Below are 24475 nucleotides of genomic sequence, written 5' to 3'. Positions count from 1 at the left end.
TGCCAACATCAACGGAACACAATGATACGTACAAGGTAGCGAGGTTGATGGCAGGCCAGACCTTCGGCCTGCAAAAGATATGAACAATATTGCTATACGTCCTCGGGGTTTACCCACGGACGCTGGTTCTCCGGCCACACCAAAACAACCAGTGCCGGGTAGGCTTCAGTACTGAACTCGTGGAAACACTGACGCAGATTGAGCACATCCAGATCGGCATGCGGCACCTTCTCACCATTGAGGCAGCGCTTCTTTATATTGTCATAATACTTATACACAGCAGAATTGAGATCGCTACACCGACGCTGCGCCTCAAATAAACCAGGGGTATTATTTAATTCTGCCATGTTCATGCGTTTTATGGTCGCATGAAGAAAATCAATATATTCATGGTTAACCCGCCAGTACCACACCGGAGTAATGGCATTCATTAACACAGAAAAATGATCCTCACCTTCCTCTTTTGACAACGGTTGAGGTCTGGGAGGAAGGTTCTCAATTTCGCTGCGCGGGGCTTTATTGTACTCGCGCATTAATAAAAGTACGCCGCCAGTGAGCAGCAATAATGTAATAACAGAATAAAAAATACTGTTCATGAGCAGGCTCCATTTTTTTTGATTTTAAAAGTGCGCCATGATATTGTCAACGAACCTCACGTCTGTCTTGCCCCTTCCCTGTTGATATTAAAGGATATTAGAAATGCTTCCCGAGAATCTTGTCCCGGCACGATTTCACATTTCTGCCGCTGAAACCAGGCCAGGAGAAGAAGGAAAAGAGCCTAATTTAACTCAGGGAAAAAGAACGCTCTCCGAACACGCTGACCAAATATTAGCGAACGTGAGCCACAATGGGCAATCAAGAAATATGTTACTTGAGGAACGCGATCGGCATATAAAAGATCGTCTGTTCCGTGTAGTAAAAATCGAGACATTCGCCCGTCTGCTTAATGACTTACAAGCGGAAGGCGAGATTGATGCCCAGACATTAAGCAAAATAATTGCGGATAAAACACAGGAAATTAATGAATCTGGCGATAAGATTTGGCTTAACCTGATTACCCGTGAAAAAGATGGACCAATGTTTTATAAAATTGGGGAAGAGTAACGTGAAAGAAATCGATAACAATAATGTGTATTTAGCTTTAGATGATAAAAAAAGTGATGAGTTTATCTTAAAGCAAAATATAGAAGCATTAATGCTCGATAAAAACAGCACAATTGAGCGCATTGCACGTGAACTGGTATCCATTCCCGCCGCGCTGGTGCGTCTTAAATGGCAGAATCGTCGGGAAATCTATCCATTACAGGTTAAAGAAGAAATTTATGGCGCGGTGATCAACGCCATTATTGAACAGAAGCCTGAGCTCATGGAAAAGATCATGGGTCGTCTGGAAACCAACTATCAGCATATTCTGGGACGGGAAGCGGCAACGCTGCGCCTGAACCGTAAATTGATTGACGGTGAATACCGCACATCAAACGTCACTACCGTCGCGCTGGATGAAGAAACCGCCGCGAACAAGCCAGACGCAAACTAACTGGCCGTCGCCGGTTGCGCATATCATTACTATCCAGAAAATCCTGAATCTTGCTGCAATAACAGCGCAGACAACTACCCTTAAGTACTCAACCACCGATATGGAGGGTACTTAATGGCAACTAACCAGACAAAAATTCAGGATCCCACCACGCAATACTACGCTGGCGATTACCCGCAGCAGAAACAACCCTATCCCGGGGTGCAGGCAAAAATGGATCCTGTACCTGACTGTGGTGAAAACAGCTACGTGGGCAGCGGACGGTTGAAAGATCGGAAAGCGCTGGTCACCGGCGGGGATTCCGGTATCGGTCGTGCTGCCGCCATCGCCTACGCGCGTGAAGGGGCGGATGTGGCGATCAACTACCTGCCTGCGGAAGAAGAAGATGCGCAGCAGGTCAAAGCGCAGATCGAAGCGGCCGGACGCAAAGCGGTGCTGATCCCCGGCGATCTGAGCGATGAGTCATTTGCCCGTGCGTTGCCACACAAAGCCAAAGAGCAGCTTGGCGGTCTGGATATCCTGGCGCTGGTCGCTGGCAGACAAACCGCAATTGAAGAGATTGCTAATCTGACCACCGAGCAATTTATTCAGACCTACACGGTGAACGTTTTTGCGCTGTTCTGGATAACTCAGGAAGCCATCCCACTGCTGCCACGCGGCGGTAGCATCATCACCACCTCATCAATCCAGGCGTACCAGCCAAGTACACACCTGCTGGACTATGCCTCCACCAAAGCGGCTATTCTCAATTACAGTCGCGGGCTGGCAAAACAGGTGGCGGAAAAAGGGATCCGCGTCAATATCGTGGCGCCAGGGCCAATCTGGACAGCATTGCAGATTTCTGGCGGTCAGCCGCAGGAGAAACTGCCGCAGTTCGGCCAGCAAACGCCATTGAAACGCGCCGGACAACCGGCTGAGCTGGCCCCCGTCTACGTTTATCTGGCAAGCCAGGAGTCGAGCTACGTCACGGCCGAAGTGCATGGCGTCACAGGCGGCGAACATCTCGGATAAGCAGGTGAAAAAAAAGCTGGCGAGAGCCAGCTTTTTTACGTTTGGCAAGGGCAGATTACTTCGCTTTCGCGACCTCTTCACCGACCAGACCGATTTTCAGATACCCCGCCTGATGCAACGTATCCATCACCTTCATCATTGTTTCGTAGTCTACGGTTTTGTCCGCACGGAAAAAGATGGTGGTGTCTTTTTTACCTTCCGTCATCGTATTCAGTGCGTTGATCATCGTGTCATCCGTCACCTGATCGTTACCGATAAACATCGTGTTATCCGCTTTTACAGAGAGGTAGACTGGCTTTTCCGGGCGCGGTTGTGGCTGGCTGGAGGATGCCGGCAGATTCACTTTCACATCCACCGTGGCAAGCGGTGCGGCCACCATAAAGATAATCAGCAGCACCAACATAACGTCGATAAACGGCGTTACGTTGATTTCGTGCATTTCGCCGTTATCGTCCAGGTTTTCATTCAAACGCATTGCCATGGCGTATCAACCTACACGTAATTTCTGAGCCGCACGCACCGGCTGCGCATTGCTGGCAGCCAGGTCAAGATCGCGGCTTTGCAGTAACAGAACCTGCGCGGCAACATCGCCGAGGGTGGCTTTGTAACTGCCAATCATGCGCGCAAAAAGGTTGTAAATCACCACCGCCGGAATGGCAGCAACCAACCCGATCGCCGTAGCCAGCAGCGCTTCGGCAATACCCGGCGCCACAACAGCGAGGTTCGTGGTTTGCGTCTGCGCGATGCCGATAAAGCTGTTCATGATGCCCCACACGGTACCGAACAGACCGATAAACGGAGAGATCGCGCCGATAGTGGCGAGATAGCCATTACCGCGCCCCATATAACGCCCGGTCGCCGCCACGCGACGCTCCAGGCGGAACCCGGTGCGCTCTTTAATGCCTTCGTTATCTTCGCTGCCTGCGGATAACTCCAGCTCGTTCTGGGCTTCGTTGATTAACAGGGTGCTGAGGCTTTTCGCATGGAAGGAGGAGGCGATTTCGCTGGCCTGGTCCAGTGAGCGGGCATCAGCCAGCAGGGTCTGCTCGCGCTTGATGCGGCGCTTTTGCGCCATCATCTCAACGCTTTTGCTGAAAAACAGAGCCCATGTCACCACGGACGCCAGAATCAGGCCGATCATTACCACTTTAACGACAATGTCGGCGTGCTGATACATACCCCACACGGATAGATCCGTCTGCATCAAATTATTACCCACTGTGTTTCTCCGCGACGCAAATCACAAAAACTGAGCGCCATCATATCAAAATGATGTCGAATTGATAGTAGTTCTCATTACTATTTACATAGTGCCTGAATTGAAAGCCATTTTCTTTGCGCTCACGCAGTAAACCCGCGCGACTGAACAGGTCGTAGAAAAAATTAACACCCGCACCGCAAACAGGGATGCATCAACCCACAATCATGGTAGTCTGGACATCCAGACGTATAAAAACAGGTTGAGCGAAAATGACGGCGAAGCATCTTGATACCGCTCTGGTAAACGCAGGGCGCAGCAAAAAATATACACTAGGCTCGGTGAACAGCGTGATCCAACGCGCCTCTTCCCTGGTCTTCGAAACGGTGGAAGCCAAAAAACACGCTACCCGCAACCGGGCAAACGGCGAACTGTTTTATGGTCGCCGCGGTACGCTAACACACTTCTCATTACAGGAAGCGATGTGTGAACTGGAAGGCGGCGCCGGATGCGCGCTTTTCCCCTGCGGCGCCGCGGCGGTGGCTAACACCATTCTGGCGTTCGTTGAGCAAGGCGATCATGTGCTGATGACCAACACCGCCTATGAACCGACCCAGGATTTCAGCACCAAAATTCTCGCCAAACTGGGCGTCACCACCAGCTGGTTTGACCCGATGATTGGCGCCAGCATTGTGCATCTCATCCAACCCAATACGAAAGTGGTGTTCCTGGAATCTCCCGGCTCCATCACCATGGAGGTGCATGACGTTCCGGCGATTGTTCAGGCGGTGAGAAGCGTGGCCCCGAACGCCATCATTATGATTGATAACACCTGGGCGGCTGGCATCCTGTTCAAAGCGCTGGAGTTTGATATTGATATCTCGATTCAGGCAGGCACCAAATACCTGATTGGTCACTCAGACGCGATGGTGGGCACCGCCGTTTCCAACGCCCGCTGTTGGGAGCAACTGCGTGAAAACGCCTATCTGATGGGGCAAATGCTGGATGCGGATACCGCGTATATGACCAGCCGCGGTTTGCGTACATTGGGCGTGCGCCTGCGTCAGCACCATGAAAGCAGTTTAAAAATTGCCGAATGGCTGGCGACGCACCCGCAAGTGGCGCGGGTGAATCATCCGGCGCTGCCTGGAAGCAAAGGGCATGAGTACTGGAAACGTGACTTTACCGGCAGCAGCGGCCTGTTCTCCTTTGTATTAACTAAACGCTTAACCCATGAAGAACTGTCGCAATACCTCGATCCGTTTTCACTGTTCAGCATGGCCTACTCCTGGGGCGGTTATGAGTCGTTAATTCTGGCCAACCAGCCGGAACAGATAGCGGCGATCCGCCCGGATGATGAAGTGGACTTCACCGGTACCTTAATTCGGGTGCATATTGGTTTAGAGAATGTTGACGATCTGATTGAAGATTTAGCTGCAGGATTCCAGCGTATCGTGTAAACCAGGCTAACCGGGGTAAAGCTTCAGAAAATTCTCTGTTTCTTGCGCCCCGGATCAAGGTGTTTTTGGCGAGTTGGAGTACAATAGCCTCCTCTACGCGGTACCACAGGAACGTCCATGGCTGTTATTCAAGATATTATCGCTGCGCTTTGGCAACACGACTTTGCTGCGCTGGCTAACCCGCATGTTGTTGGCGTTGTTTATTTTGTGATGTTCGCCACGCTGTTTCTGGAAAACGGCCTGCTTCCTGCTTCGTTTTTACCGGGGGACAGCCTGCTGTTACTGGCCGGTGCGCTGATTGCGCGCGGCTGCATGGACTTTGTATCCACCCTGTTTATCCTCACCTCCGCCGCCAGTCTCGGCTGCTGGCTCAGCTACCTGCAAGGCAAGTGGCTGGGCAATACGCGGGTGGTGAAAAGCTGGCTTGCGCAGCTACCGGTGAAATACCATGAACGGGCGACCTGTATGTTTGACCGCCACGGTCTGCTGGCGCTGCTTGCCGGGCGTTTTCTGGCGTTTATTCGCACCCTGCTGCCGACCATGGCCGGCATATCCGGTTTGTCGAACCGCCGCTTCCAGCTGTTTAACTGGCTGAGCGCCCTGCTATGGGTTGGCGTCGTCACCTCTTTTGGCTACGCCATCAGCATGATCCCGTTTGTGAAACGTCATGAAGATCAGGTGATGACGTTTCTGATGATCCTCCCGGTCTTCCTGCTGGTTGCCGGGCTTGTCGGCACTGTTGCGGTGGTGCTGAAGAAAAAATACTGCAACGCCTGACCCGCTGCCCCTCTTCCCGGCGAAGAGGGGCCGTTTTTACATCCCCTGCATGGTACGAATTCTCGCCACATCCTCTCCCGGCGTCAGACCAAAATAGCGTTTAAACTCGCGGCTGAACTGCGACGGACTTTCATAGCCAACCCGTATCGCCGCAGCGCTGGCTTTCATACCATCATGCACCATCAGCATACGTGCTTTGTGCAGACGGTAGCTCTTCAGGTACTGCAAAGGCGACGTGCTGGTCACTGACTTAAAGTTGTGGTGAAACGCCGACACGCTCATATTGGCTTCAGCGGCAAGCTGATCGACGCTCAGATTCTCCGTGTACTGGCTCTCAATGCGCTTCAGCACCCGGCTAATCAGGCTAAAATGCGTCTGGCGACTCACCAGTGCCAGCAACGCACCGCCGCGCGGCCCGGTCAGCACGTGGTAAAGGATCTCGCGGATAATCTGTTTACCGAGAATACGCGCATCCAGCGGGCGCTCCATCACGTCCAGCAAGCGTTCGGCGGCGCACAGGATCTCTTCCGACAGGACCGCCGAGTTAATCCCGCTCGCGGCGATATCAGGGCGAAAGAGTTCATCTTCGCCGATATCCATCAACAGTTCCTGTAATTGCAGGATATCGACATTTACGCGAAGACCCGCCAATGGCACCTCCGGCGTGGCAAAGGTTTCACACTCAAACGGTAACGGCACCGTCAGTAATAAATACTCGTTAGTGTCATAGCGAAAAACGCGCTCATTGATATAACCGATTTTATGACCGGAAAAGAGAAAAACGATCCCCGGAAGGTACATCACCGGCGTTCGGGTTCCCGGCTGAGTCCCGTACAGCAAACGGATATCCGGCAGCAGTTCACTGAGTGTGTTTTCATTTATTTTCAGAGCCTTAATCTTTTCTGTCAGGTGCAAACAAATCTCTTCGCGCTTCATTTTCCGCTACTCCGGCAAGGCTTTTTGACACAGACAGTGTGCTCAGTTTTATGCTTTTTCTCCAGCCTAAAAGAGAAACAGGCAAGACATTCGCAGGAATGTGCATTGAGAGAGACGCTGCCCACGCCCACAATAATCCCATCAGGCAGACAGCTGCCGGACATTTTTCACCTAATGAGAAGGGAACGAGCAATGAATAACTTTAATCTGCATACCCCTACCCGCATCCTGTTTGGTAAAGGCGCAATTGCTAACCTGCGTGAGCAGATCCCGGCGGAGGCCCGCGTGTTGATTACCTATGGCGGCGGCAGCGTGAAGAAAAATGGCGTGCTGGATCAGGTCTACAGCGCGCTGCAAGGTCTGGATGTCCGCGAATTCAGCGGCATTGAGCCAAACCCGACGTACGAAACCCTGATGAAAGCCGTAAAAATCGTGCAAGACGAAAAGATCACATTCTTGCTGGCGGTGGGCGGTGGTTCTGTACTCGATGGCACCAAATTTATCGCCGCAGCAGCGCAGTACGCAGACGGCATCGATCCGTGGCACATCCTGCAAACGCGGGGGAATGACATCAAAAGCGCCATTCCGATGGGTTCTGTGTTGACGCTGCCAGCCACCGGTTCTGAATCCAACGCAGGCGCGGTGGTATCTCGTAAAGCAACCGGCGACAAACAGGCGTTCCACTCTGCTTTCGTGCAGCCCGTATTTGCCATCCTCGATCCGGTTTACACCTACACCCTGCCGCCGCGTCAGGTGGCGAATGGTGTGGTGGATGCCTTTGTCCATACCGTTGAGCAGTACGTCACCTATCCGGTGGACGGCAAAATCCAGGATCGTTTCGCGGAAGGCATTTTGCTGACGCTGATCGAAGAAGGCCCAAAAGCGTTGCAGGAACCGGAAAACTACGACGTACGCGCCAACGTGATGTGGGCGGCAACGCAAGCGCTGAATGGTCTGATTGGCGCAGGCGTACCGCAGGACTGGGCAACACATATGCTCGGTCATGAACTGACTGCGATGCATGGTCTTGACCATGCGCAAACCCTGGCCGTTGTTCTGCCTGCGCTGTGGAATGAAAAACGCGATACCAAGCACGCCAAATTGCTGCAATACGCTGAGCGCGTGTGGAACATCACTGAAGGCTCTGAAAACGAGCGTATTGATGCGGCCATTGAAGCAACGCGTAACTTCTTCGAACGTATGGGCGTGCCGACGCGGTTGTCCGGTTACGGCCTCGACGGTAGCTCAATTCCGGCGCTGTTGAGCAAACTCGAAGAACACGGTATGACGCAACTCGGCGAACACCAGGATATTACACTGGAAGTCAGCCGTCGCATCTACGAAGCGGCGCGCTAAGGTCGTCTGGCAACGGCTTTCGTTTTTGGTTTTTTCGACCACACTTAATGCACACCACCTTACCGGGCCTGTCCCGGTAAGCCTATTGAAAGGAGAAATGCATGACACATCCCACCGTGATTAAGCTTTCTGACGGCACACTGATGCCGCAACTGGGTCTTGGCGTGTGGAAAGCGAGCAACGAGGAAGTGGTTACCGCGATTCATAAGGCACTGGACGTGGGGTATCGATCCATTGATACCGCCGCAGCCTATAAAAATGAAGAAGGCGTGGGCAAAGCGATTGCCAGCTCGGGCGTACCGCGCGATGAGTTATTTATTACCACCAAGTTGTGGAATGACGATCAGCAGCGTCCGGCGCAAGCATTAAAAGAAAGTCTGAAAAAACTGCAGCTTGATTATGTGGATCTCTATCTGATGCACTGGCCAGTACCGGCCATCGATCATTATGTCGAGGCGTGGCAAGGGATGATCGCATTACAGCAGCAGGGGCTGGTGAAGAGCATCGGCGTATGCAACTTTCAGATCCCACACCTGCAACGCCTGATCGATGAAACCAGCGTCGCGCCGGTGATTAACCAAATCGAGCTACACCCGTTGATGCAGCAGCGCCAGTTGCACGCCTGGAATGCCACACACAAGATCCAGACCGAGTCCTGGAGCCCGCTGGCACAGGGCGGTGAAGGGGTCTTCGATCAGAAAATCATCCGTTCGCTGGCGGATAAATACAGCAAAACACCTGCACAGATAGTGATCCGCTGGCATCTTGATAGCGGTCTGGTGGTGATCCCGAAATCGGTCACGCCGTCGCGCATTGCCGAAAACTTTAATGTCTGGGATTTCCGCCTGGATAAAGACGAGCTGGCGGAAATTGCCAAACTGGATGCCGGTAAACGGCTGGGGCCAGACCCGGATCAGTTCGGCGGTTAAATGCCTGTTGAGCACAAAAAAATGCCCGGTGTAAACCGGGCATTTTTAGGGTGACTTAACGCACCCGCGTGGCTTTTTTCTTCGTGGATGCAGCGCTTTTACCGTTGCTACGCTGGTGCACAATCGGCGTATGTTTGGTCAACGCTGGCTGCGACTGGCGGTTCTGACGGCGCGCTTCACGCATCTCTTCCAGCGTCGGTGCCGGCACCAGGCATTCGCGGCGCGAGCCAATCAAATGCTTTTTACCCATCGCTTCCAGCGCCTGGCGCAGCAGCGGCCAGTTGGCCGGATCGTGGTAACGCAGCAGCGCTTTATGCAGACGGCGCTGTTTGTCCCCTTTGGGGACCACCACCTCTTCGCTCTTATAGTCGATTTTCGACAGCGGGTTTTTGCCGGTGTAATACATGGTTGTCGAGTTCGCCAGCGGTGAGGGATAGAAGTTCTGTACCTGGTCAAGACGGAAGCGGTGACGCTTCAGCCACAGCGCCAGGTTCACCATGTCTTCATCACGCGTACCGGGGTGCGCAGAGATAAAATAGGGGATCAGATACTGTTCTTTGCCCGCCTGTTTGGAATAGGTGTCGAACAACTGCTTAAAGCGGTCATAGCTGCCCATTCCCGGCTTCATCATCTTCGACAGCGGACCTTCTTCAGTGTGTTCCGGCGCAATCTTCAGATACCCGCCCACGTGGTGCGTCGCCAGCTCTTTCACATAGCGCGGATCTTCAACGGCCAGATCGTAACGCACACCAGAGGCAATCAGGATCTTTTTAATACCTTTCAAATCACGGGCACGACGATAGAGATCGATCGTCGGTTGGTGATTGGTATCCATATGCGGGCAGATCTCCGGGTAAACACAAGAGAGTCGGCGACAGGTCTGTTCCGCACGCGGCGATTTGCAGCGCAGCATATACATGTTGGCGGTCGGCCCGCCGAGATCGGAAATCACCCCGGTAAAGCCCGGTACGCTATCACGAATCGCTTCGATCTCATTGATGATCGAATCTTCGGAGCGGCTTTGAATGATACGGCCTTCATGCTCGGTGATGGAGCAGAAGGAACAGCCACCAAAACAGCCGCGCATAATATTGATGGAGAAGCGGATCATCTCATACGCCGGGATACGGCTTTTGCCATAGGCGGGGTGCGGCACGCGCTTATAGGGCAAAGCAAACACGCTGTCCATCTCTTCGGTCGACAGCGGGATAGCTGGCGGGTTGATCCAGATGTAACGATCGCCGTGTTTTTGCATCAGCGCGCGGGCGCAGCCGGGGTTGGTTTCGTGGTGCAAAATACGCGACGCATGGGCGTAGAGCACCTTATCACCTTTTACCTTCTCAAAAGAAGGCAGCAGCACATAGGTTTTTTCCCACGGTTTCGGGCGCGGCGGCTGCACCGTCACACGTTTTGCTTCCTGCGCTACGGGTTTGTTGTCCGCACAGGGTAAATCTTCGCCATACGGATGCGGGATCGGGTCGATCTTACCCGGCGTATCGAGGCGGGTGGAGTCCACCCCGCTCCAGCCCGGCAGCGCTTCTTTGACGATGATCGCGGTGTTACGCACATCGCGGATCTGCGAGATCGGTTCGCCCGCGGCCAGACGATGAGCCACTTCCACCAGTGGGCGTTCACCGTTGCCAAACATCAGCATATCGGCTTTGGCGTCAATCAGCACCGAGCGACGCACGGTATCAGACCAGTAATCATAATGTGCAGTACGGCGCAGGCTGGCTTCAATACCGCCGAGGATCACCGGCACCTCTTTCCACGCTTCTTTACAGCGTTGGGTATAAACCAACGTGGCGCGATCCGGACGCTTACCGGCGACGTTATCCGGGGTGTAGGCGTCGTCATGACGCAGCTTACGATCGGCGGTGTAGCGGTTGATCATCGAATCCATGTTTCCAGCGGTGACGCCGAAGAACAGGTTCGGTTTGCCCAAACGCATAAAGTCGTCTTTGCTGTTCCAGTCCGGTTGGGCAATGATGCCAACACGAAACCCTTGTGCTTCCAGCATACGGCCGCAAATCGCCATCCCGAAACTGGGGTGATCGACATATGCATCGCCCGTCACCAGAATAATGTCGCAACTATCCCAGCCGAGTTGATCCATCTCTTCGCGCGACATCGGCAAAAACGGCGCAGGGCCGAAGCAGGCCGCCCAGTACTGGGGCCATGAGAAAAGGTCACGATCCGGTTGGATCAGGGATATTGCGCTCATCTTGCTTCCAAAAATGATAAAAAAATAATCAAAGGGCGGCGATTATACGCCGTAATTTGACCGGAAATGAAGGAGGATTTTGTACAGGACAGCAGCCTGACAGGTAAAAACCTGGCAGGCTTACACATGTTACGGCGCCGGGTTCACCAGCAGCTGCCCTACCGAACCACGGTCGGTCATCTCCAGCGTCTGGCTTTGATACTGGAACGGGAAGTGCGGCCAGGAAGGCTGGCCGAACCACACCAGCAGTTCCACCTGTCCGTCGATCCAGACAGTATCTTTCCAGCCCCGGTCCTCCGGGAATGGCATCGCACCGTTAACGTTGCGCACCAAAAACATTACGCCTTCAATATGGAAGGATTGCGGCATCTCGGCGCGGACGGTCCAGCGCTCCCAGGTGCCTTGCTGCGTAGTGATATCGATCCGCTGCGGATCCCATAACTGCCCGTTAATGCCCGGATCGCTGCCCAGCGTGATATCCCGGCTGCGGGTTGGTGTACCGGCCATAATCTCTGACGGCAGCAGACGCATGGGTAGTCTGTCCGTCACCAGCGGTAACAGCCCGGTTGGACGCAACGTCAACACCAGCGTCGAAATCAGGATGCTGGAGGGCTCGAAGAAACCGCGTACGCGATCCATCAGGGTTGCCGCTTCGCCACAGGTGATCGACACTTCATCACCGTTGGTCATATCCACCAGCACCTCGCGGCGCTCCCCCGGCGCCAGCGACAACTGCTTTACTGATACCGGTGCAGGTAAAAAGCCCTGATCGCCGGCAATCACATGCAGTGCGCGACCATCACTCATTTGTAACTGGTAGCGCCGGGAGTTCGAGGCATTTAACAGACGCAGTCGCACCCAGCCACGGGAAACATCCACATACGGGCTTTGCGCGCCGTTCACCAGCAACGTATCGCCAACAAAACCACCGCTACCGGGTTCGCTGTATTGCGGCGTACCGAAATTATCCAGCCGCTTATCCTGAATAATGACCGGGAAATCATCCACGCCGTAATGGTTCGGTATCGGTAACGACTTACTGATCTCATCCTCCACCAGCCACATTCCCGCAAGACCGTTATAGACCTGCTGCGCGGTGCGGTTCGGCGTATTGGCGTGATACCACAGCGTCCCGGCATTCTGACGAATAGGCAGCACCGGTGCCCAGTCGTTATTGGCGGTCATCATGCGCGCTGCGCCACCAATCAGCGGCCCTGGCACCTGCAAACCACTGACGGTCATTGCCACGTTTTCCGCCAGTCGGTTGCTATAAATCAGTTTGACGTCATCACCGTTCCATACCCGGATCGTTGGCCCCAGATAACGCCCATTGATGCCGAAAACCTGGGCACGTGTACCGGTCGTGAATGACCAGTGCGTACGTTGCAGGGTAAGAAACAGCGGTTGCCCGCGACGGGATTCAAACAGAGGAGGAACGGGCAGCTGCGGTTGTTGCCCGGCGGCATTTGCCCTCAGCGGCACCGCACCTGCACATAGCGCAACCCCGGATGCCTGAATAAACTGACGCCGACTGAGTGACATATTTGCTCCGTGTAACACTGACTCTTTGCCGCAAGCATCACTGTCTGCGGACTTATTAACAACAAAAGGTTAAACCCGACCGGCGGCTTCGCGTTCTGCAACTTCTTTATCGAGTTCCTCGATTTTCGTTGCCATCAATTCGCGGCAATGAGTTGCCAGCTCACGCACCTGATCTTTACCAAAGCGGGTGATATCAATGGGCGGCAACATCTCAACGATAACCAACCCGTTGCGCAGGCGATTGAGTTTAATTTTGTTAGACGTCGTCGACACGCAGACCGGAATGATCGGCACACCGGCGGCAATCGCGGCATGAAACGCCCCGGTTTTAAACGGCAGCAAACCGCGACCGCGGCTACGGGTGCCTTCCGGAAACATCCAGATGGAAATATTGCGTTTCTGGATCTGCTTAACCACTTCGGCAATGGTGCCATGGGCTTTCGCACGGTTATTACGATCAATCAGCAGATTGCCGGTCAGCCAGTAAAGCTGACCAAAAAACGGGATCCACAACAGGCTCTTTTTACCCACGGTCACCGTTGGCGGTAGCACAATGTTGGATGCGGTCACCATGTCGAAGTTGTTCTGATGGTTCGCAATATAGATAGCATTGCCAAACTTCGCAGCATCCGGCGGCAGACGTTTTTCGACTTTCAACCCGAAAACTGGCGCAAGGCGACCAAACATATGACCAAAGGTCGCAACATGTTTTGGATTACGTGGACTAAACAGGCAGTAAAGGGACCCGAATACGCACACCAGAATGGAATAAATAACAACGATGATTACGCGAAAAATGAATAGCATAGCGACCTCTGAAGCCCATACCTTTGAGCATTATATACACGCCAGCAGCACTACGCTGAGGCTGGCGGCGCCACAATGAGCCATCAACTGGCCTGGGCTTTGTGTTATGCGGCCTTTAAAAAAGCGTATTGTTAATCGCAATTGCCGAATTAACAACGCTTTTACGGGAAATTTTAATGTAGAAACGTGTCGCCCTCAGGGGCGATGGAGACACGCTTTTGCGCCTTACTCTTCGCTGTCGCCCGTCGCCGGACGGGAAGGCGCATCAATCTCAACGCGATCGATACGCTGCAAACCGCGCATCAGCGTACCGCGGCGCCCGCGTTCGCCCTGCACTTTTTGCAGCTCTTCAGGACGCAGCTTGATTTTGCGTTTGCCGACATGGATGGTTAACGTGCTCTGCGGCGGCAACAGGTAGAGGTGCGCAAGCCCGTCGCTACCGTTTGCTGCATCCGCAGACGGGATGCCGATGATCTTGTTGCCTTTCCCTTTCGACAACTGCGGCAAATCGCTGACCGGGAACATCAGCATACGACCGGCGGTGGTGATGGCCAGCAGCATATCGTCATCGTTAACGATTTCCAGCGGCGGCATCACCCGCGCGTTATCCGGCAGGCTGATCAGCGTTTTACCGGCACGGTTACGCGCCACCAGGTCGTTAAAGGTACACACAAAACCGTAACCCGCGTCCGACGCCATCAGCAGTTTCTGCTCGTCGTTGCTCATCACCATATGCTCAACGGTCGCTCCCGGCGGCAGCGTCAGCTTACCGGTTAGCGGTTCGCCCTGACCACGTGCGGACGGCAGCGTAATCGGGTCGATTGCGTAACTGCGTCCGGTGGAGTCGATGAACACCACCGGCTGGTTGCTCTTGCCTTTCGCCGACGCTTTCCAGCTATCACCGGCTTTGTAACTCAGTCCCTGCGCGTCAATGTCGTGGCCTTTGGCGCTACGCACCCAGCCCATTTGCGACAACACAATGGTCACCGGCTCAGACGGCTGCATATCGTGCTCGTTCATCGCTTTCGCTTCTTCGCGCTCATGCAACGGAGAACGGCGATCGTCACCGAACGCATCGGCATCCGCCTGTAGCTCTTTCTTCAGCAGAGTGTTCATCTTGCGCTCAGAAGCGAGGATCGCTTGCAGTTGATCGCGCTCTTTCGCCAGATCATCCTGCTCACCACGGATCTTCATCTCTTCCAGTTTGGCAAGATGGCGCAGTTTTAACTCAAGGATCGCTTCCGCCTGCGTCTCGCTGATGCCAAAGCGTGACATCAGCACTGGCTTCGGTTCGTCCTCGGTACGAATGATTTCGATCACTTCGTCGATGTTGAGGAATGCCACCAGCAAACCTTCAAGGATATGCAGGCGTTTGAGGACTTTTTCCAGACGGTGATTCAGGCGGCGGCGCACGGTGTCGCGGCGGAACGCCAGCCATTCGGTGAGGATCTCCAGCAGGTTTTTCACTGCCGGGCGGCCATCCAGACCGATCATATTCAGGTTAATGCGGTAGCTCTTTTCCAGATCGGTGGTGGCGAACAGGTGGTTCATCACCTGCTCCATGTCCACGCGATTAGAACGCGGGACGATCACCAGACGCGTCGGGTTTTCATGATCCGATTCGTCACGCAGATCGTCGACCATCGGCAATTTTTTATTGCGCATCTGAGCGGCGATTTGCTCCAGCACGCGTGCGCCGGAAACCTGGTGCGGCAGCGCGGTGATCACCACCGCGCCATCCTCTTTTTTCCAGACCGCGCGCATACGCACTGAACCGCGACCATTCTGGTAAATTTTGCGGATCTCGGCACGGGAGGTAATGATCTCTGCTTCAGTCGGGTAGTCCGGCCCCTGCACAATATCCAGCAACTGGTCGATCGTGGTTTTCGGCTGCTCAATCAGGGCAATAGCCGCATTAGCGACTTCGCGCAGGTTATGCGGTGGAATATCCGTCGCCATCCCTACTGCAATCCCGGTCGTGCCGTTCAGCAGGATATTCGGCAGGCGCGCAGGCAGCATTTTCGGCTCCTGCATCGTACCGTCGAAGTTCGGTACCCAATCAACGGTGCCCTGGCCCAGTTCGCTCAGCAGCAAATCGGCATATTTCGACAGACGGGATTCGGTATAACGCATGGCGGCGAAGGACTTCGGATCATCCGGCGCCCCCCAGTTACCCTGCCCATCAACCAGCGGATAGCGGTAGGAGAACGGCTGCGCCATCAACACCATGGCTTCATAGCAGGCGCTGTCGCCGTGCGGGTGGTATTTACCCAGGACGTCGCCCACGGTACGGGCGGATTTCTTAAATTTGGCGCTGGCGTTCAGCCCCAGTTCAGACATAGCGTAAACGATGCGGCGTTGAACAGGTTTCAGGCCATCACCGATAAACGGCAACGCACGATCCATGATGACGTACATGGAGTAGTTCAGGTAGGCGTTTTCCGTAAATTCATGCAGCGCAAGGCGCTCTGCCATATCGCTCATTAATCGTGATTCCTCAACGTATGTGCCCGCCTGTACGGCGGCAATATTGCCGCAGATACTACCCTATCTGCGGCGAGGAGTCATAGAGATGAGCGATTTTTTCACGCGCACCTGGCGCTTACTGGGCGACCTTACTGATCTCTTTTACATCGATTTCCACCGAGTTCCAGTCTTTATCCACTTCTCCCTGGATCTCCACCACATCCTGTGGCCCGACTGTCACGCCATTCCAGCGTTTACGGTTGATATCCACATTGATAGTGCCGGTGGCATCTTTGAATAAATAGGTATCGTCGGAAACGCGCTCAACGATGTTCCCCCGCAACGTAACCCAGGCATCGTCCCGCAGCGACTTCACGCTCTCAACGGTGGCTTTGCTACCGTTCGGCCCGGTAAAACCCCCACTCTGCTGAGAGGCACCAGGGCCGGTAAACCCGCCCTGATTCGCGGCGAAGGCCGGTGCGGAACATAACGCAAATACGGCAATAATGGCGGCGATCTTTTTCATTTTGTCTCTCCCTTTTCCTGTGGTTTGCGACCATTTAACCGGTCATTCCTTAACGACTTCTTAACGGGAAAAAAGATAATTTTTCGCTGTACATTGCCTGTCGCCAACGGGTTTACTGCCCATAACAGGGTGATGAAAGGAGGCATTGTGCGCATTTTACTGATTGAAGATGACACGCTCATCGGCGACGGCATTAAAACCGGACTCAGCAAAAAGGGATTTAGCGTCGACTGGTTCACGGACGGCAAACAAGGGAAAGCGGCGCTGTTTACCGCCCCTTATGACGCGGTGATCCTCGATTTAACGCTCCCCGGTATCGATGGCCTCGACATTCTGCGCGACTGGCGCGAACAACAACGCGCCGAACCGGTGCTGATCCTGACCGCCCGCGATGCCCTTGATCAACGAGTGGAAGGGCTGCGCCTGGGTGCGGATGATTATTTGTGCAAACCGTTTGCGCTGATCGAAGTGGCCGCCCGACTGGAAGCCCTGATTCGCCGTACACACGGACAAACGCAAAATACGCTGCGCCACGGCGGGGTGATGCTGGATCCCGGCAGCCTGGTCGCCACATTGAATGGCGAAACGCTGGCACTCAAACCGAAGGAGTTCGCCCTGCTGGAACTGTTACTGCGCAACGCCGGTCGCGTACTGCCGCGTAAACTCATCGAAGAGAAGCTCTATAACTGGGATGACGATGTCACCAGCAATGCCGTGGAGGTGCATGTGCACCACTTGCGACGCAAACTGGGCAGCCACTTTATCCGCACGGTTCACGGCATCGGTTACACCCTGGGAGAAGCATGAAACGCACCCGCCCGTTGAGTCTGCGCCTGCGCCTGACGTTACTGTTTTTACTGTTATCGCTCGCAGCCTGGCTGTGCGCCAGCCTGGTTGCCTGGCAGCAGACCCGTGATAAGCTCGACAAGCTGTTCGACACCCAGCAAATGCTGTTCGCCAAGCGCCTGAGCGTTATGGAGTTTGAACAACTGCAAAGCGCCGCGCCGCAGATCGCGAAGAAAAAGGTGAAGCATGGCCATCTCGACGATGATGCGCTGGCGTTCGCCATCTATTCGACAGACGGCAAAATGCTGCTGCATGATGGCGAGAACGGCAAAGAGATCCCCTATAACTATCGGCGCGAAGGGTTTGATAACGGCCATCTGCGCGATGATGATGACTCGTGGCGCTTTCTCTGGCTAACCGCTGAAAACAAGCGCTTTCGCATTGTTGTCGGTCAGGAGTGGGATTATCGCCAGGAGATGGCGCTGGAGATTATAACCTCACAACTCACGCCGTGGCTTGTCGCCTTGCCGTTGATGCTGATTCTGCTGATTGTTCTCCTGAGTCTGGAGCTGCGCCCGCTGAAAAAACTGGCGCTGTCGCTGCGCGCACGCGCGCCGGATCTCGCCGAACCGTTGCCAGACGACGGTGTACCCCGTGAAGTGCGTCCGCTGGTGGAGGCGCTGAACCAGCTCTTTGCCCGCACTCATACGATGATGCAGCGCGAGCGGCGTTTCACCTCCGATGCCGCCCATGAGCTACGTAGTCCGCTGGCGGCGCTGAAAGTGCAGACCGACGTCGCCCAGCTTTCCGATGACGATCCTATTGATCGGCAAAAAGCGCTGGCTCAGTTACATACGGGAATCGATCGCGCTGCCCGTCTGGTGGATCAGTTACTGACGCTGTCACGGCTCGACTCACTGGATAATCTTGACGATCTCGAACCCATCTCACTGGCTGCGCTGCTGCAATCCGCGGTAATGGATAATTACCATCCGGCGCAGCAGGCCGGCATTGATGTCCGTCTGCATCTCCATGACAACACCGTCAGCCGCCAGGGTCAGCCCTTGTTACTCAGCCTGCTGGTACGTAATCTGCTGGACAACGCCATTCGTTATAGCCCGGCGGGCAGTACCGTGGATGTTACGCTCGATGCCCATTGTTTTAGCGTAAGGGATAATGGTCCAGGCATTAGCGAAGAAGCGCTGGCACGTATTGGCGAACGTTTCTATCGCCCGCCCGGCCAGAGCGAAACCGGCAGCGGGTTGGGCCTGTCGATTGTGCAGCGCATTGCCAGGCTGCATCACATGACGGTGACATTCGGTAATCATCCGCAGGGGGGGTTTATCGCGCGGGTCAGTTGGTAGCGGCATTATTGCTGTAAAAGCAAAAGTCTTTGCACTTTTTGCCAATTTAACCGCACCGTCGATCAGGATACCATGGCCCGCAAACGTATTTCGCTGAGGAATTCCCATGAGCAATATTCTGATTATCAATGGCGCGAAGCAATTCGCACACTCAAAAGGTCAACTGAATGACACCCTGACCGAGGTCGCGGAAAGTTTTCTGCGCGACGTCGGGCATGATGTTCGCACCGTCCGCGCCGACGGTGAGTATGACGTAAAAGAAGAAGTGCAGAACTTCCTGTGGGCAGACACTATCATCTGGCAAATGCCCGGCTGGTGGATGGGCGCGCCCTGGACGGTGAAAAAATATATGGATGATGTCTTCACCGAAGGCCACGGTACACTCTACGCCAGCGATGGCCGTACCCGTTCCGATGCGTCAAAAAAATACGGTTCCGGCGGCCTGATTCAGGGCAAAACCTATATGTTGTCACTGACCTGGAACGCGCCAATGGAAGCGTTCACCGATAAAGAACAATTCTTCCACGGTGTCGGCGTAGACGGCGTCTATCTGCCCTTTCACAAGGCAAATCAATTCCTTGGCATGGACGCGCTGCCAACCTTTATCACCAATGATGTGATTAAAATGCCGGACGTCCCGCGTTATATCGCAGAATATCGCAAGCATCTGACAGAGATTTTTGCTTAACTGTGAAGCTGGACTTATAGGGAGTAGGTTAATCATGTTGACAGTAATTGCAGAAATCCGTACCCGTCCAGGGCAACATCATCGCCAGGCGGTGCTCGATCAGTTCGCGAAGATAGTGCCGGTGGTATTGCAGGAAGAGGGATGTCATGGCTATGCGCCGCTGGTGGATCACGCCGCGAACGTGAGCTTTCAAACCACCGCACCGGACTCCATCATGATGGTGGAAGTGTGGGAAAGCGTGGCGCACCTTGAAGCCCATCTGCAAACGCCGCATATGAAAGCGTGGAGCGAAGCAGTAAAAGGCGATGTACTGGAAACCCATATCCGTATTCTGGAAGCGGGTCTCTGAACGTTGTCTTCCCCTCTCCCTGACGGGAGAGGGATGTGTTGCCTACCAGTACAGTTTCCAGCTTTGCGAAAACCGCGCCAGCGCCTCCACATAGAAATAATCCCCCCAGCTACTGCACTCATCCACCCCTTTATTGCTCGCCAGATGGTAAACCGAATGCTTGAGTAGTCCGTTCGTGGCCTCGTTTTTTCCCGCCAGGTAGTGTTTACCTAACGATGACATGATCTGCATGGCCCACTGCTGGTAACGCGCGCGATCCGGGTCCGTCACTGGCAGGTGCTTGATCAGCTCCAGCAAACCGCACACGGCAATCGCGGCTGACGAAGAGTCCCGCAGCGCATCGGTACCCACCAGCGCCAAATCCCAATGGCAGACCGCATCGTCCGGTAAACGGTTGAGAAAATAGTTAGCCAGCCGTTTCGATAGCGCCACCATCTCACGGTCGCCGGTATAAATGAAACTCAGCAGAAAACCATAGATCCCCCACGCCTGCCCGCGCGACCAGCATGAATCATCCGCATAACCTTGCTGCGTATTGCCGTAGCGAGGCGCGCCGGTTTTTACATCCATATAGTAAGTATGGAAGGTGGATGCATCTTCGCGGATCAGGTATTTCGCCGCCTGCTTCACGTGGGCTACAGCCGCATCGGCAAAACGCCGATCCCCGGTTTGCTCCGTTGCCCAATAGAGCAGCGGCAGGTTCATGTTGCAGTCGATGATCATACGACCCGCCTGCTCCGGATCCGCGAGATCGCCCCACGCCTGGATGATCTGCGCCTTGTGATGAAAACGTTCCAACAGCGCTTCCGCCGCCAGCAATGCAAAACCCCGCGCGTCCCGGTTGCCGGTCAACCGCCAGCCCGCCACGCAGGAGAGCGTGTATAAAAAGCCCAAATCGTGAGTGTTAGTATCATGACGCCCGGCGATGCGCACGCCGAAAGAGCGCACATGCCGCTCCGCCAGCGCACGAAAGGGTTCCTCACCGCTCATCTCCCACGCCAGCCATAATTGCCCGGTCCAGAAACTGGTGGTCCACTCGATATTATCGGTTAACGGATAATATCCCCGCACGCAGGTTTCAGCCGGGAACTTATCGCCGAATTCCGTTAAATGGCGGCGAATCAGTTCAAGGGTATGCGCCCGCGCCGTCTCCAGTTCATCTTTAAAGGTCTGCGCATCAATTTTGGTGCCTGGATAATCGCGTAACGTTTCCTCAACGAGGTTACTTAACATATTTCGGTTCCTTCTTTTTACAGATAATTAGCGCAGCCATTAACGCGTCACATTATTGCGGGCAATATCCAGCGAACCGCTCTGCCGCCATTTGCTCTGGCACGCGGATAACGTAAACAGCGAGACAAGCGTAAACAGCAGCGCAATCCCGCCCATAATGATGTAGGTATTTTCAAAACCGATGCGGTCATACAGAATCCCGGCGGGTGAGGAAACCACCACGTTGCCGACATACAACATGGCCTGATAACCAAGTAAATACATGGTCGCATTTACGCGTTTATCAAAATGCTCGGCGATATATTTAAATACCGACACCAGCAGAAGGCAGATTTCCAGGCCGTACAGCGGTTTTAATACCGAAATCAGCAGATGCGATTCGCACAGCCCGGAGATGATCAACCGCGCCCCCACCACCATGCCGACAATCAGCAACCCACGCTTAGCGCCAATAAAATTCACAAACAGCGGGATCACCATATACATCACGAACTCCATGCCGGACTGGACCGTTCCCAGATAACCAAAGACGGCATTGCCCTGATGGACATCATCAAAGAAGGTCACAAAATAGCGGGAGAACTGCTGCTCGGCGATAAACATCATCCATGCCACACCGGCTACATACAGGCAGAACGCCCAGAATTTACGGTTACGTAGCAGCGCATAGACATCCGCCGGAACGATCTTCTCTTTGGTCAGCACCTCATTGGCATGGGCAGAGTGGACATTCACTTTCAGGCTTAACAACACCGCCAGCATCACCAGCGAAGCGACCGATCCCATCATAAAGTTATAGGCGGGCGAGAGATTAAACAGCAGGCCGGAAAACGAGGATGCCACCGCCCAGCCAAGCGACCCCCACATGCGAATCTGACCAAATTCCATACCGTTTAAACGGCTGTAGCGATCGGTATAAGACTCGCAGGCGGCCACTCCCGCATACCAGGCAAAACTTAAATAGATTGCCCCGACAATAATTCCCAGCAACGTATTCGACATTAATAACGGCTGATAAACATAAATAAAAAACGGTGCCATTAATGCCGACATCAGCACCACAAAATAGAGCAGATATTTGCTCATACCGATTTTATCGAGGATATAGCCGTAAATCGGTTTCAGGATCACGGAGAAAATACCGTTCACGGCAAATACCGTACCAATGACCGTGCCGCTCAGGTTGGCTTTTTGTCCTAACCAGATAGCCAGCAGCCCAATACTGGCCGACCAGGTAAAGAAATAGAGAAAGATAAATGTGCTGATTTTGTAATATTCAGTTTTAGGGTTGATGGCTGTCTTTTCCATACTATCCTCGGCGAAAGCATGTAGGGTTCAGAGTTCGGCATCCGGTAATAACCGGGAATTAAAAAGTAATGACGTGTTTTGCTTTTCCGGCCTGGTGAATAACCAGCGCCTGTTCTTCTCTGTGCAGTTGCGGTATGCAGGAATTAAATGCCCCTTCAGAGGCGGCGGCCTGTACCGCGCACGCCAGCCAGTGACGACCAGGGGGAATATCGCCCTGCAACACCGGGATCGCCGCGCAGGGAGCAAACATAATGCTGCTGTTTGGCGGTGTAACCACGCTCTCCGCCTGACGCATAACGGTGCTTGCCAGCGGGAAAATGGCGCTGATGCCGTTTTCCGCCACCACCAGGCTTCCGCCCTCTTCGCAACGATGCGCGGCTTTCAGCACCGCGAAACCACCCTCCACGCTCTGCAAATGGCGGGCGGAGTCAATACGGTGCACCCGCACGTGCCAGTCGCCATAGGGAATCAGCCAGGTGGCAATATGCACGTCATGCCACGGTGACCAGCGGGAGAAAATGGCCTGTTCGCTGACGACCACCTCGTCACATTCCCGGCGGCCGCGGAAATAGTTGTCACCGTCGCTGAGCAGCAACATGGAGTCGCAGGCGGCGTGTTTAATGCCATAACGCCCGCGTTCAATGGTGAAGCCAAACAGGCTTGAATAGGCAAATTTGGTGTATTTCGCCTCGGTGTTGACGTAATTGTTCAGCTCAAGCTGCCCGGACGCGAGCATCCAGACATGCCGCGCGTGATCACTGTGCACCAGAATTTGCCCGGCGTGCGGCAGGGTTCGCTGCGCGGCCCGCTCCGGCAAGGGCAACTCTTCGGCACGCCAGAACGGGTGCGCGGCGGGCAGCGCCAGAATGAGAAAGACCTTTAAGGCCCAGTACGGCGAACCCGGTGAGTTGTAGTCTTCGCACATCGCCAGGTTGGGGTAGGCAAAACCCAGTGTCAAAATGCCGTCACGGTCAAAAATCGGCTGCTTCTGCCACCAGCGCAGATGGCGCAAGATCACCCCTTTCACCACGCCAGCCGGGAAAACATCCAGCCCGGAGAACGCCACTGCACTCCAAAAAGCAACCATCGCAAAACGGTACGTCAGGCTGCGTCCATAGGGGACGCACTCCCCTTCCGCAGCCGACATTGAGATAAAATCCTGCGCAAACAGGCGCGCCCGTTCGCGGATAATGTCTGCCCGCACGGGGTCGTCATCGCCATTCAGCGTGGCGTAAACCAGGCCGTAAAAATGGAACGCCATCGGAATGTAGTAATCTTTCGGTCGGCCAGGACCATCGGAATACCAGCCATCCCCCAGGTAATAAGCGTCCATCATCGCAAAACGGCGTTCAATCGCCGCGGCATCCCAAGGGAGTCCCGCACGTTTAAAGCCCAGTTGCACCATGATGGCAAAGAAATGCCAGTTGCTATCGGGCATCTCAGCATCGGTAATCTGGTTAAGCCAGCGATGCAGGTTATGCACTTCGCGTTCGCTAAAGCTTGCGGTGAGTGCGTCGCCCAGTAGCGCCAGACCGAGGCCATAGGCAGCCATCTCCACCAGGCGTTGATCGTAAGGCCCGGTTTCCCCCCAGTAGCCCTCACTTTGCGGATCGGTGCCGCGCTTTATTGCCGCCAGGTATTTCGGGCTAAACGGTTCGGCATCGCCTCCCGCCATCAACGGGAACAGCCCCCATAATGCCCGCGACAATCCCTCCATCTCTGCAATATCGGTAGGGTAATGGGCGCTGGTCGCCCCCAGTGAAAAGCGGGATTCCCCCGCCGGGAACTGGCGATCCAGCGCGCTCAGCATCGTGTTCAGCGCGGCGACCACGTCGTCGCGGGATGACAATGGATTTGATGTTTTCACTTCCGCCGTCTGCATAGGTTGCTCTCCCTTGGGTGTGGCTGAAGGATAGTGAATGCATGAGAAGGGGAAATGTTAGCTTTGTCACACCGCCTGAATTTGCCTGAAACCGCT

The 24475-nt window shown here is 54.3% G+C and carries 23 protein-coding genes; 11 read left to right on the top strand and 12 right to left on the bottom strand.

Features of this window, described 5'->3' with window-relative positions; genetic code table 11:
• Nucleotides 1-92 precede the first annotated feature (92 nt).
• Nucleotides 93-596, bottom strand: coding sequence for an ESA_00282 family adhesion-associated protein (locus tag O9K67_RS03680; protein WP_061493150.1), 504 nt, complete (start codon nt 594-596; stop codon nt 93-95).
• Nucleotides 597-699: 103 nt separating this feature from the next.
• Here O9K67_RS03680 and O9K67_RS03675 point away from each other — a divergent pair, with 103 nt between their 5' ends.
• The 3 genes from O9K67_RS03675 (at nt 700) to O9K67_RS03665 (ending at nt 2548) form a co-directional block, all read left to right on the top strand.
• The gene (locus O9K67_RS03675; protein WP_061493149.1) at nt 700-1104 is read left to right on the top strand and encodes a hypothetical protein; all 405 of its coding nucleotides are present in this window, start codon (nt 700-702) and stop codon (nt 1102-1104) included.
• On the top strand, nt 1070-1537 hold the full coding sequence (locus tag O9K67_RS03670; RefSeq protein ID WP_061493148.1) for a hypothetical protein: 468 nt from the start codon (nt 1070-1072) through the stop codon (nt 1535-1537). The genes O9K67_RS03675 and O9K67_RS03670 overlap by 35 nt, the downstream gene beginning before the upstream one ends.
• Before the next feature lie 114 nt (nt 1538-1651).
• Complete coding sequence (locus tag O9K67_RS03665; RefSeq protein ID WP_061493147.1) at nt 1652-2548, top strand: SDR family oxidoreductase; 897 nt, start codon at nt 1652-1654, stop codon at nt 2546-2548.
• A 55-nt stretch (nt 2549-2603) separates the two neighbouring features.
• Here O9K67_RS03665 and exbD read toward each other — a convergent pair whose 3' ends face one another.
• Both exbD and exbB read right to left on the bottom strand, forming a co-directional pair.
• On the bottom strand, nt 2604-3029 hold the full coding sequence (gene exbD / locus O9K67_RS03660) for a TonB system transport protein ExbD (protein ID WP_061493146.1): 426 nt from the start codon (nt 3027-3029) through the stop codon (nt 2604-2606).
• Between the two features lie 6 nt (nt 3030-3035).
• On the bottom strand, nt 3036-3767 hold the full coding sequence (exbB, locus tag O9K67_RS03655; protein ID WP_061493145.1) for a tol-pal system-associated acyl-CoA thioesterase: 732 nt from the start codon (nt 3765-3767) through the stop codon (nt 3036-3038).
• A 251-nt stretch (nt 3768-4018) separates the two neighbouring features.
• Here exbB and metC point away from each other — a divergent pair, with 251 nt between their 5' ends.
• Together metC and yghB are read left to right on the top strand one after the other, a co-directional pair.
• Nucleotides 4019-5206, top strand: a complete 1188-nt coding sequence (gene metC, locus O9K67_RS03650) for a cystathionine beta-lyase (RefSeq protein ID WP_061493144.1) — start codon at nt 4019-4021, stop codon at nt 5204-5206.
• Nucleotides 5207-5323: 117 nt separating this feature from the next.
• Nucleotides 5324-5983: a DedA family general envelope maintenance protein YghB gene (gene yghB, locus O9K67_RS03645; RefSeq protein WP_061493143.1), complete on the top strand. Its 660-nt coding sequence runs from the start codon at nt 5324-5326 to the stop codon at nt 5981-5983.
• Between the two features lie 36 nt (nt 5984-6019).
• Here the strand turns inward: yghB and O9K67_RS03640 are convergent, their stop codons facing one another.
• Complete coding sequence (locus O9K67_RS03640; RefSeq protein ID WP_061493142.1) at nt 6020-6919, bottom strand: AraC family transcriptional regulator; 900 nt, start codon at nt 6917-6919, stop codon at nt 6020-6022.
• A gap of 192 nt (nt 6920-7111) precedes the next feature.
• On the opposite strand from O9K67_RS03640, the gene yqhD reads away from it, so the two are divergent.
• A complete protein-coding gene (gene yqhD / locus O9K67_RS03635) occupies nt 7112-8275 on the top strand; it encodes an alcohol dehydrogenase (RefSeq protein WP_061493141.1) in 1164 nt (387 codons plus the stop codon).
• Between the two features lie 101 nt (nt 8276-8376).
• On the top strand, nt 8377-9204 hold the full coding sequence (gene dkgA, locus O9K67_RS03630) for a 2,5-didehydrogluconate reductase DkgA (protein WP_061493140.1): 828 nt from the start codon (nt 8377-8379) through the stop codon (nt 9202-9204).
• A 55-nt stretch (nt 9205-9259) separates the two neighbouring features.
• Here the strand turns inward: dkgA and O9K67_RS03625 are convergent, their stop codons facing one another.
• The 5 genes from O9K67_RS03625 to O9K67_RS03605 all read right to left on the bottom strand — a co-directional run bounded on the left by O9K67_RS03625 (nt 9260) and on the right by O9K67_RS03605 (nt 16769).
• Nucleotides 9260-11428 carry a YgiQ family radical SAM protein gene (locus O9K67_RS03625; protein WP_061493139.1) on the bottom strand — a complete coding sequence of 723 codons (2169 nt, stop codon included), beginning with the start codon at nt 11426-11428 and terminating at the stop codon, nt 9260-9262.
• 129 nt (nt 11429-11557) lie between these two features.
• Nucleotides 11558-12970, bottom strand: coding sequence for a cell division protein FtsP (gene ftsP / locus O9K67_RS03620; RefSeq protein ID WP_061493138.1), 1413 nt, complete (start codon nt 12968-12970; stop codon nt 11558-11560).
• 69 nt (nt 12971-13039) lie between these two features.
• Complete coding sequence (gene plsC / locus O9K67_RS03615) at nt 13040-13777, bottom strand: 1-acylglycerol-3-phosphate O-acyltransferase (RefSeq protein WP_061493137.1); 738 nt, start codon at nt 13775-13777, stop codon at nt 13040-13042.
• Between the two features lie 225 nt (nt 13778-14002).
• The gene (gene parC, locus O9K67_RS03610; protein WP_061493136.1) at nt 14003-16261 is read right to left on the bottom strand and encodes a DNA topoisomerase IV subunit A; all 2259 of its coding nucleotides are present in this window, start codon (nt 16259-16261) and stop codon (nt 14003-14005) included.
• Between the two features lie 118 nt (nt 16262-16379).
• Nucleotides 16380-16769, bottom strand: coding sequence for a YgiW/YdeI family stress tolerance OB fold protein (locus O9K67_RS03605; RefSeq protein WP_061493135.1), 390 nt, complete (start codon nt 16767-16769; stop codon nt 16380-16382).
• 147 nt (nt 16770-16916) lie between these two features.
• Here O9K67_RS03605 and qseB point away from each other — a divergent pair, with 147 nt between their 5' ends.
• The 4 genes from qseB (at nt 16917) to O9K67_RS03585 (ending at nt 19956) form a co-directional block, all read left to right on the top strand.
• Nucleotides 16917-17576 carry a quorum sensing response regulator transcription factor QseB gene (gene qseB, locus O9K67_RS03600; RefSeq protein WP_061493134.1) on the top strand — a complete coding sequence of 220 codons (660 nt, stop codon included), beginning with the start codon at nt 16917-16919 and terminating at the stop codon, nt 17574-17576.
• Nucleotides 17573-18919, top strand: coding sequence for a quorum sensing histidine kinase QseC (gene qseC / locus O9K67_RS03595; protein WP_061493133.1), 1347 nt, complete (start codon nt 17573-17575; stop codon nt 18917-18919). Before qseB ends, qseC begins: the two co-directional genes overlap by 4 nt.
• Before the next feature lie 106 nt (nt 18920-19025).
• Nucleotides 19026-19607 (top strand): NAD(P)H-dependent oxidoreductase, encoded by a 582-nt coding sequence (locus O9K67_RS03590; RefSeq protein WP_061493132.1) that lies wholly within the window; start codon nt 19026-19028, stop codon nt 19605-19607.
• A gap of 34 nt (nt 19608-19641) precedes the next feature.
• Complete coding sequence (locus O9K67_RS03585; RefSeq protein ID WP_061493131.1) at nt 19642-19956, top strand: putative quinol monooxygenase; 315 nt, start codon at nt 19642-19644, stop codon at nt 19954-19956.
• Nucleotides 19957-19998: 42 nt separating this feature from the next.
• Here O9K67_RS03585 and O9K67_RS03580 read toward each other — a convergent pair whose 3' ends face one another.
• The 3 genes from O9K67_RS03580 to O9K67_RS03570 are packed head-to-tail and all read right to left on the bottom strand — an operon-like array spanning nt 19999 to nt 24379.
• Complete coding sequence (locus O9K67_RS03580; RefSeq protein ID WP_061493130.1) at nt 19999-21189, bottom strand: glycoside hydrolase family 88 protein; 1191 nt, start codon at nt 21187-21189, stop codon at nt 19999-20001.
• Between the two features lie 39 nt (nt 21190-21228).
• A complete protein-coding gene (locus O9K67_RS03575; protein WP_061493129.1) occupies nt 21229-22497 on the bottom strand; it encodes an oligosaccharide MFS transporter in 1269 nt (422 codons plus the stop codon).
• 58 nt (nt 22498-22555) lie between these two features.
• On the bottom strand, nt 22556-24379 hold the full coding sequence (locus O9K67_RS03570; protein WP_061493128.1) for a DUF2264 domain-containing protein: 1824 nt from the start codon (nt 24377-24379) through the stop codon (nt 22556-22558).
• Between the last annotated feature and the right edge of the window lie 96 nt (nt 24380-24475).

It is taken from the genome of Kosakonia oryzendophytica, assembly GCF_027886705.1.
Taxonomy (GTDB): Bacteria; Pseudomonadota; Gammaproteobacteria; order Enterobacterales; family Enterobacteriaceae; genus Kosakonia; species Kosakonia oryzendophytica.
This window is presented reverse-complemented; position numbering and strand designations above follow the sequence as displayed.

Coding starts and splice junctions, on each gene's coding strand:
- metC (WP_061493144.1), top strand. CDS start 4,019: ATGACGGCGAAGCATCTTGATACCGCTCTGGTAAACGCAGGGCGCAGC.
- ftsP (WP_061493138.1), bottom strand. CDS start 12,970: ATGTCACTCAGTCGGCGTCAGTTTATTCAGGCATCCGGGGTTGCGCTA.
- parC (WP_061493136.1), bottom strand. CDS start 16,261: ATGAGCGATATGGCAGAGCGCCTTGCGCTGCATGAATTTACGGAAAAC.
- yghB (WP_061493143.1), top strand. CDS start 5,324: ATGGCTGTTATTCAAGATATTATCGCTGCGCTTTGGCAACACGACTTT.
- O9K67_RS03625 (WP_061493139.1), bottom strand. CDS start 11,428: ATGAGCGCAATATCCCTGATCCAACCGGATCGTGACCTTTTCTCATGG.
- plsC (WP_061493137.1), bottom strand. CDS start 13,777: ATGCTATTCATTTTTCGCGTAATCATCGTTGTTATTTATTCCATTCTG.
- O9K67_RS03680 (WP_061493150.1), bottom strand. CDS start 596: ATGAACAGTATTTTTTATTCTGTTATTACATTATTGCTGCTCACTGGC.
- O9K67_RS03570 (WP_061493128.1), bottom strand. CDS start 24,379: ATGCAGACGGCGGAAGTGAAAACATCAAATCCATTGTCATCCCGCGAC.
- O9K67_RS03585 (WP_061493131.1), top strand. CDS start 19,642: ATGTTGACAGTAATTGCAGAAATCCGTACCCGTCCAGGGCAACATCAT.
- exbD (WP_061493146.1), bottom strand. CDS start 3,029: ATGGCAATGCGTTTGAATGAAAACCTGGACGATAACGGCGAAATGCAC.
- dkgA (WP_061493140.1), top strand. CDS start 8,377: ATGACACATCCCACCGTGATTAAGCTTTCTGACGGCACACTGATGCCG.
- O9K67_RS03665 (WP_061493147.1), top strand. CDS start 1,652: ATGGCAACTAACCAGACAAAAATTCAGGATCCCACCACGCAATACTAC.
- yqhD (WP_061493141.1), top strand. CDS start 7,112: ATGAATAACTTTAATCTGCATACCCCTACCCGCATCCTGTTTGGTAAA.
- O9K67_RS03575 (WP_061493129.1), bottom strand. CDS start 22,497: ATGGAAAAGACAGCCATCAACCCTAAAACTGAATATTACAAAATCAGC.
- O9K67_RS03640 (WP_061493142.1), bottom strand. CDS start 6,919: ATGAAGCGCGAAGAGATTTGTTTGCACCTGACAGAAAAGATTAAGGCT.
- O9K67_RS03580 (WP_061493130.1), bottom strand. CDS start 21,189: ATGTTAAGTAACCTCGTTGAGGAAACGTTACGCGATTATCCAGGCACC.
- O9K67_RS03605 (WP_061493135.1), bottom strand. CDS start 16,769: ATGAAAAAGATCGCCGCCATTATTGCCGTATTTGCGTTATGTTCCGCA.
- qseC (WP_061493133.1), top strand. CDS start 17,573: ATGAAACGCACCCGCCCGTTGAGTCTGCGCCTGCGCCTGACGTTACTG.
- O9K67_RS03590 (WP_061493132.1), top strand. CDS start 19,026: ATGAGCAATATTCTGATTATCAATGGCGCGAAGCAATTCGCACACTCA.
- O9K67_RS03675 (WP_061493149.1), top strand. CDS start 700: ATGCTTCCCGAGAATCTTGTCCCGGCACGATTTCACATTTCTGCCGCT.
- O9K67_RS03670 (WP_061493148.1), top strand. CDS start 1,070: ATGGACCAATGTTTTATAAAATTGGGGAAGAGTAACGTGAAAGAAATC.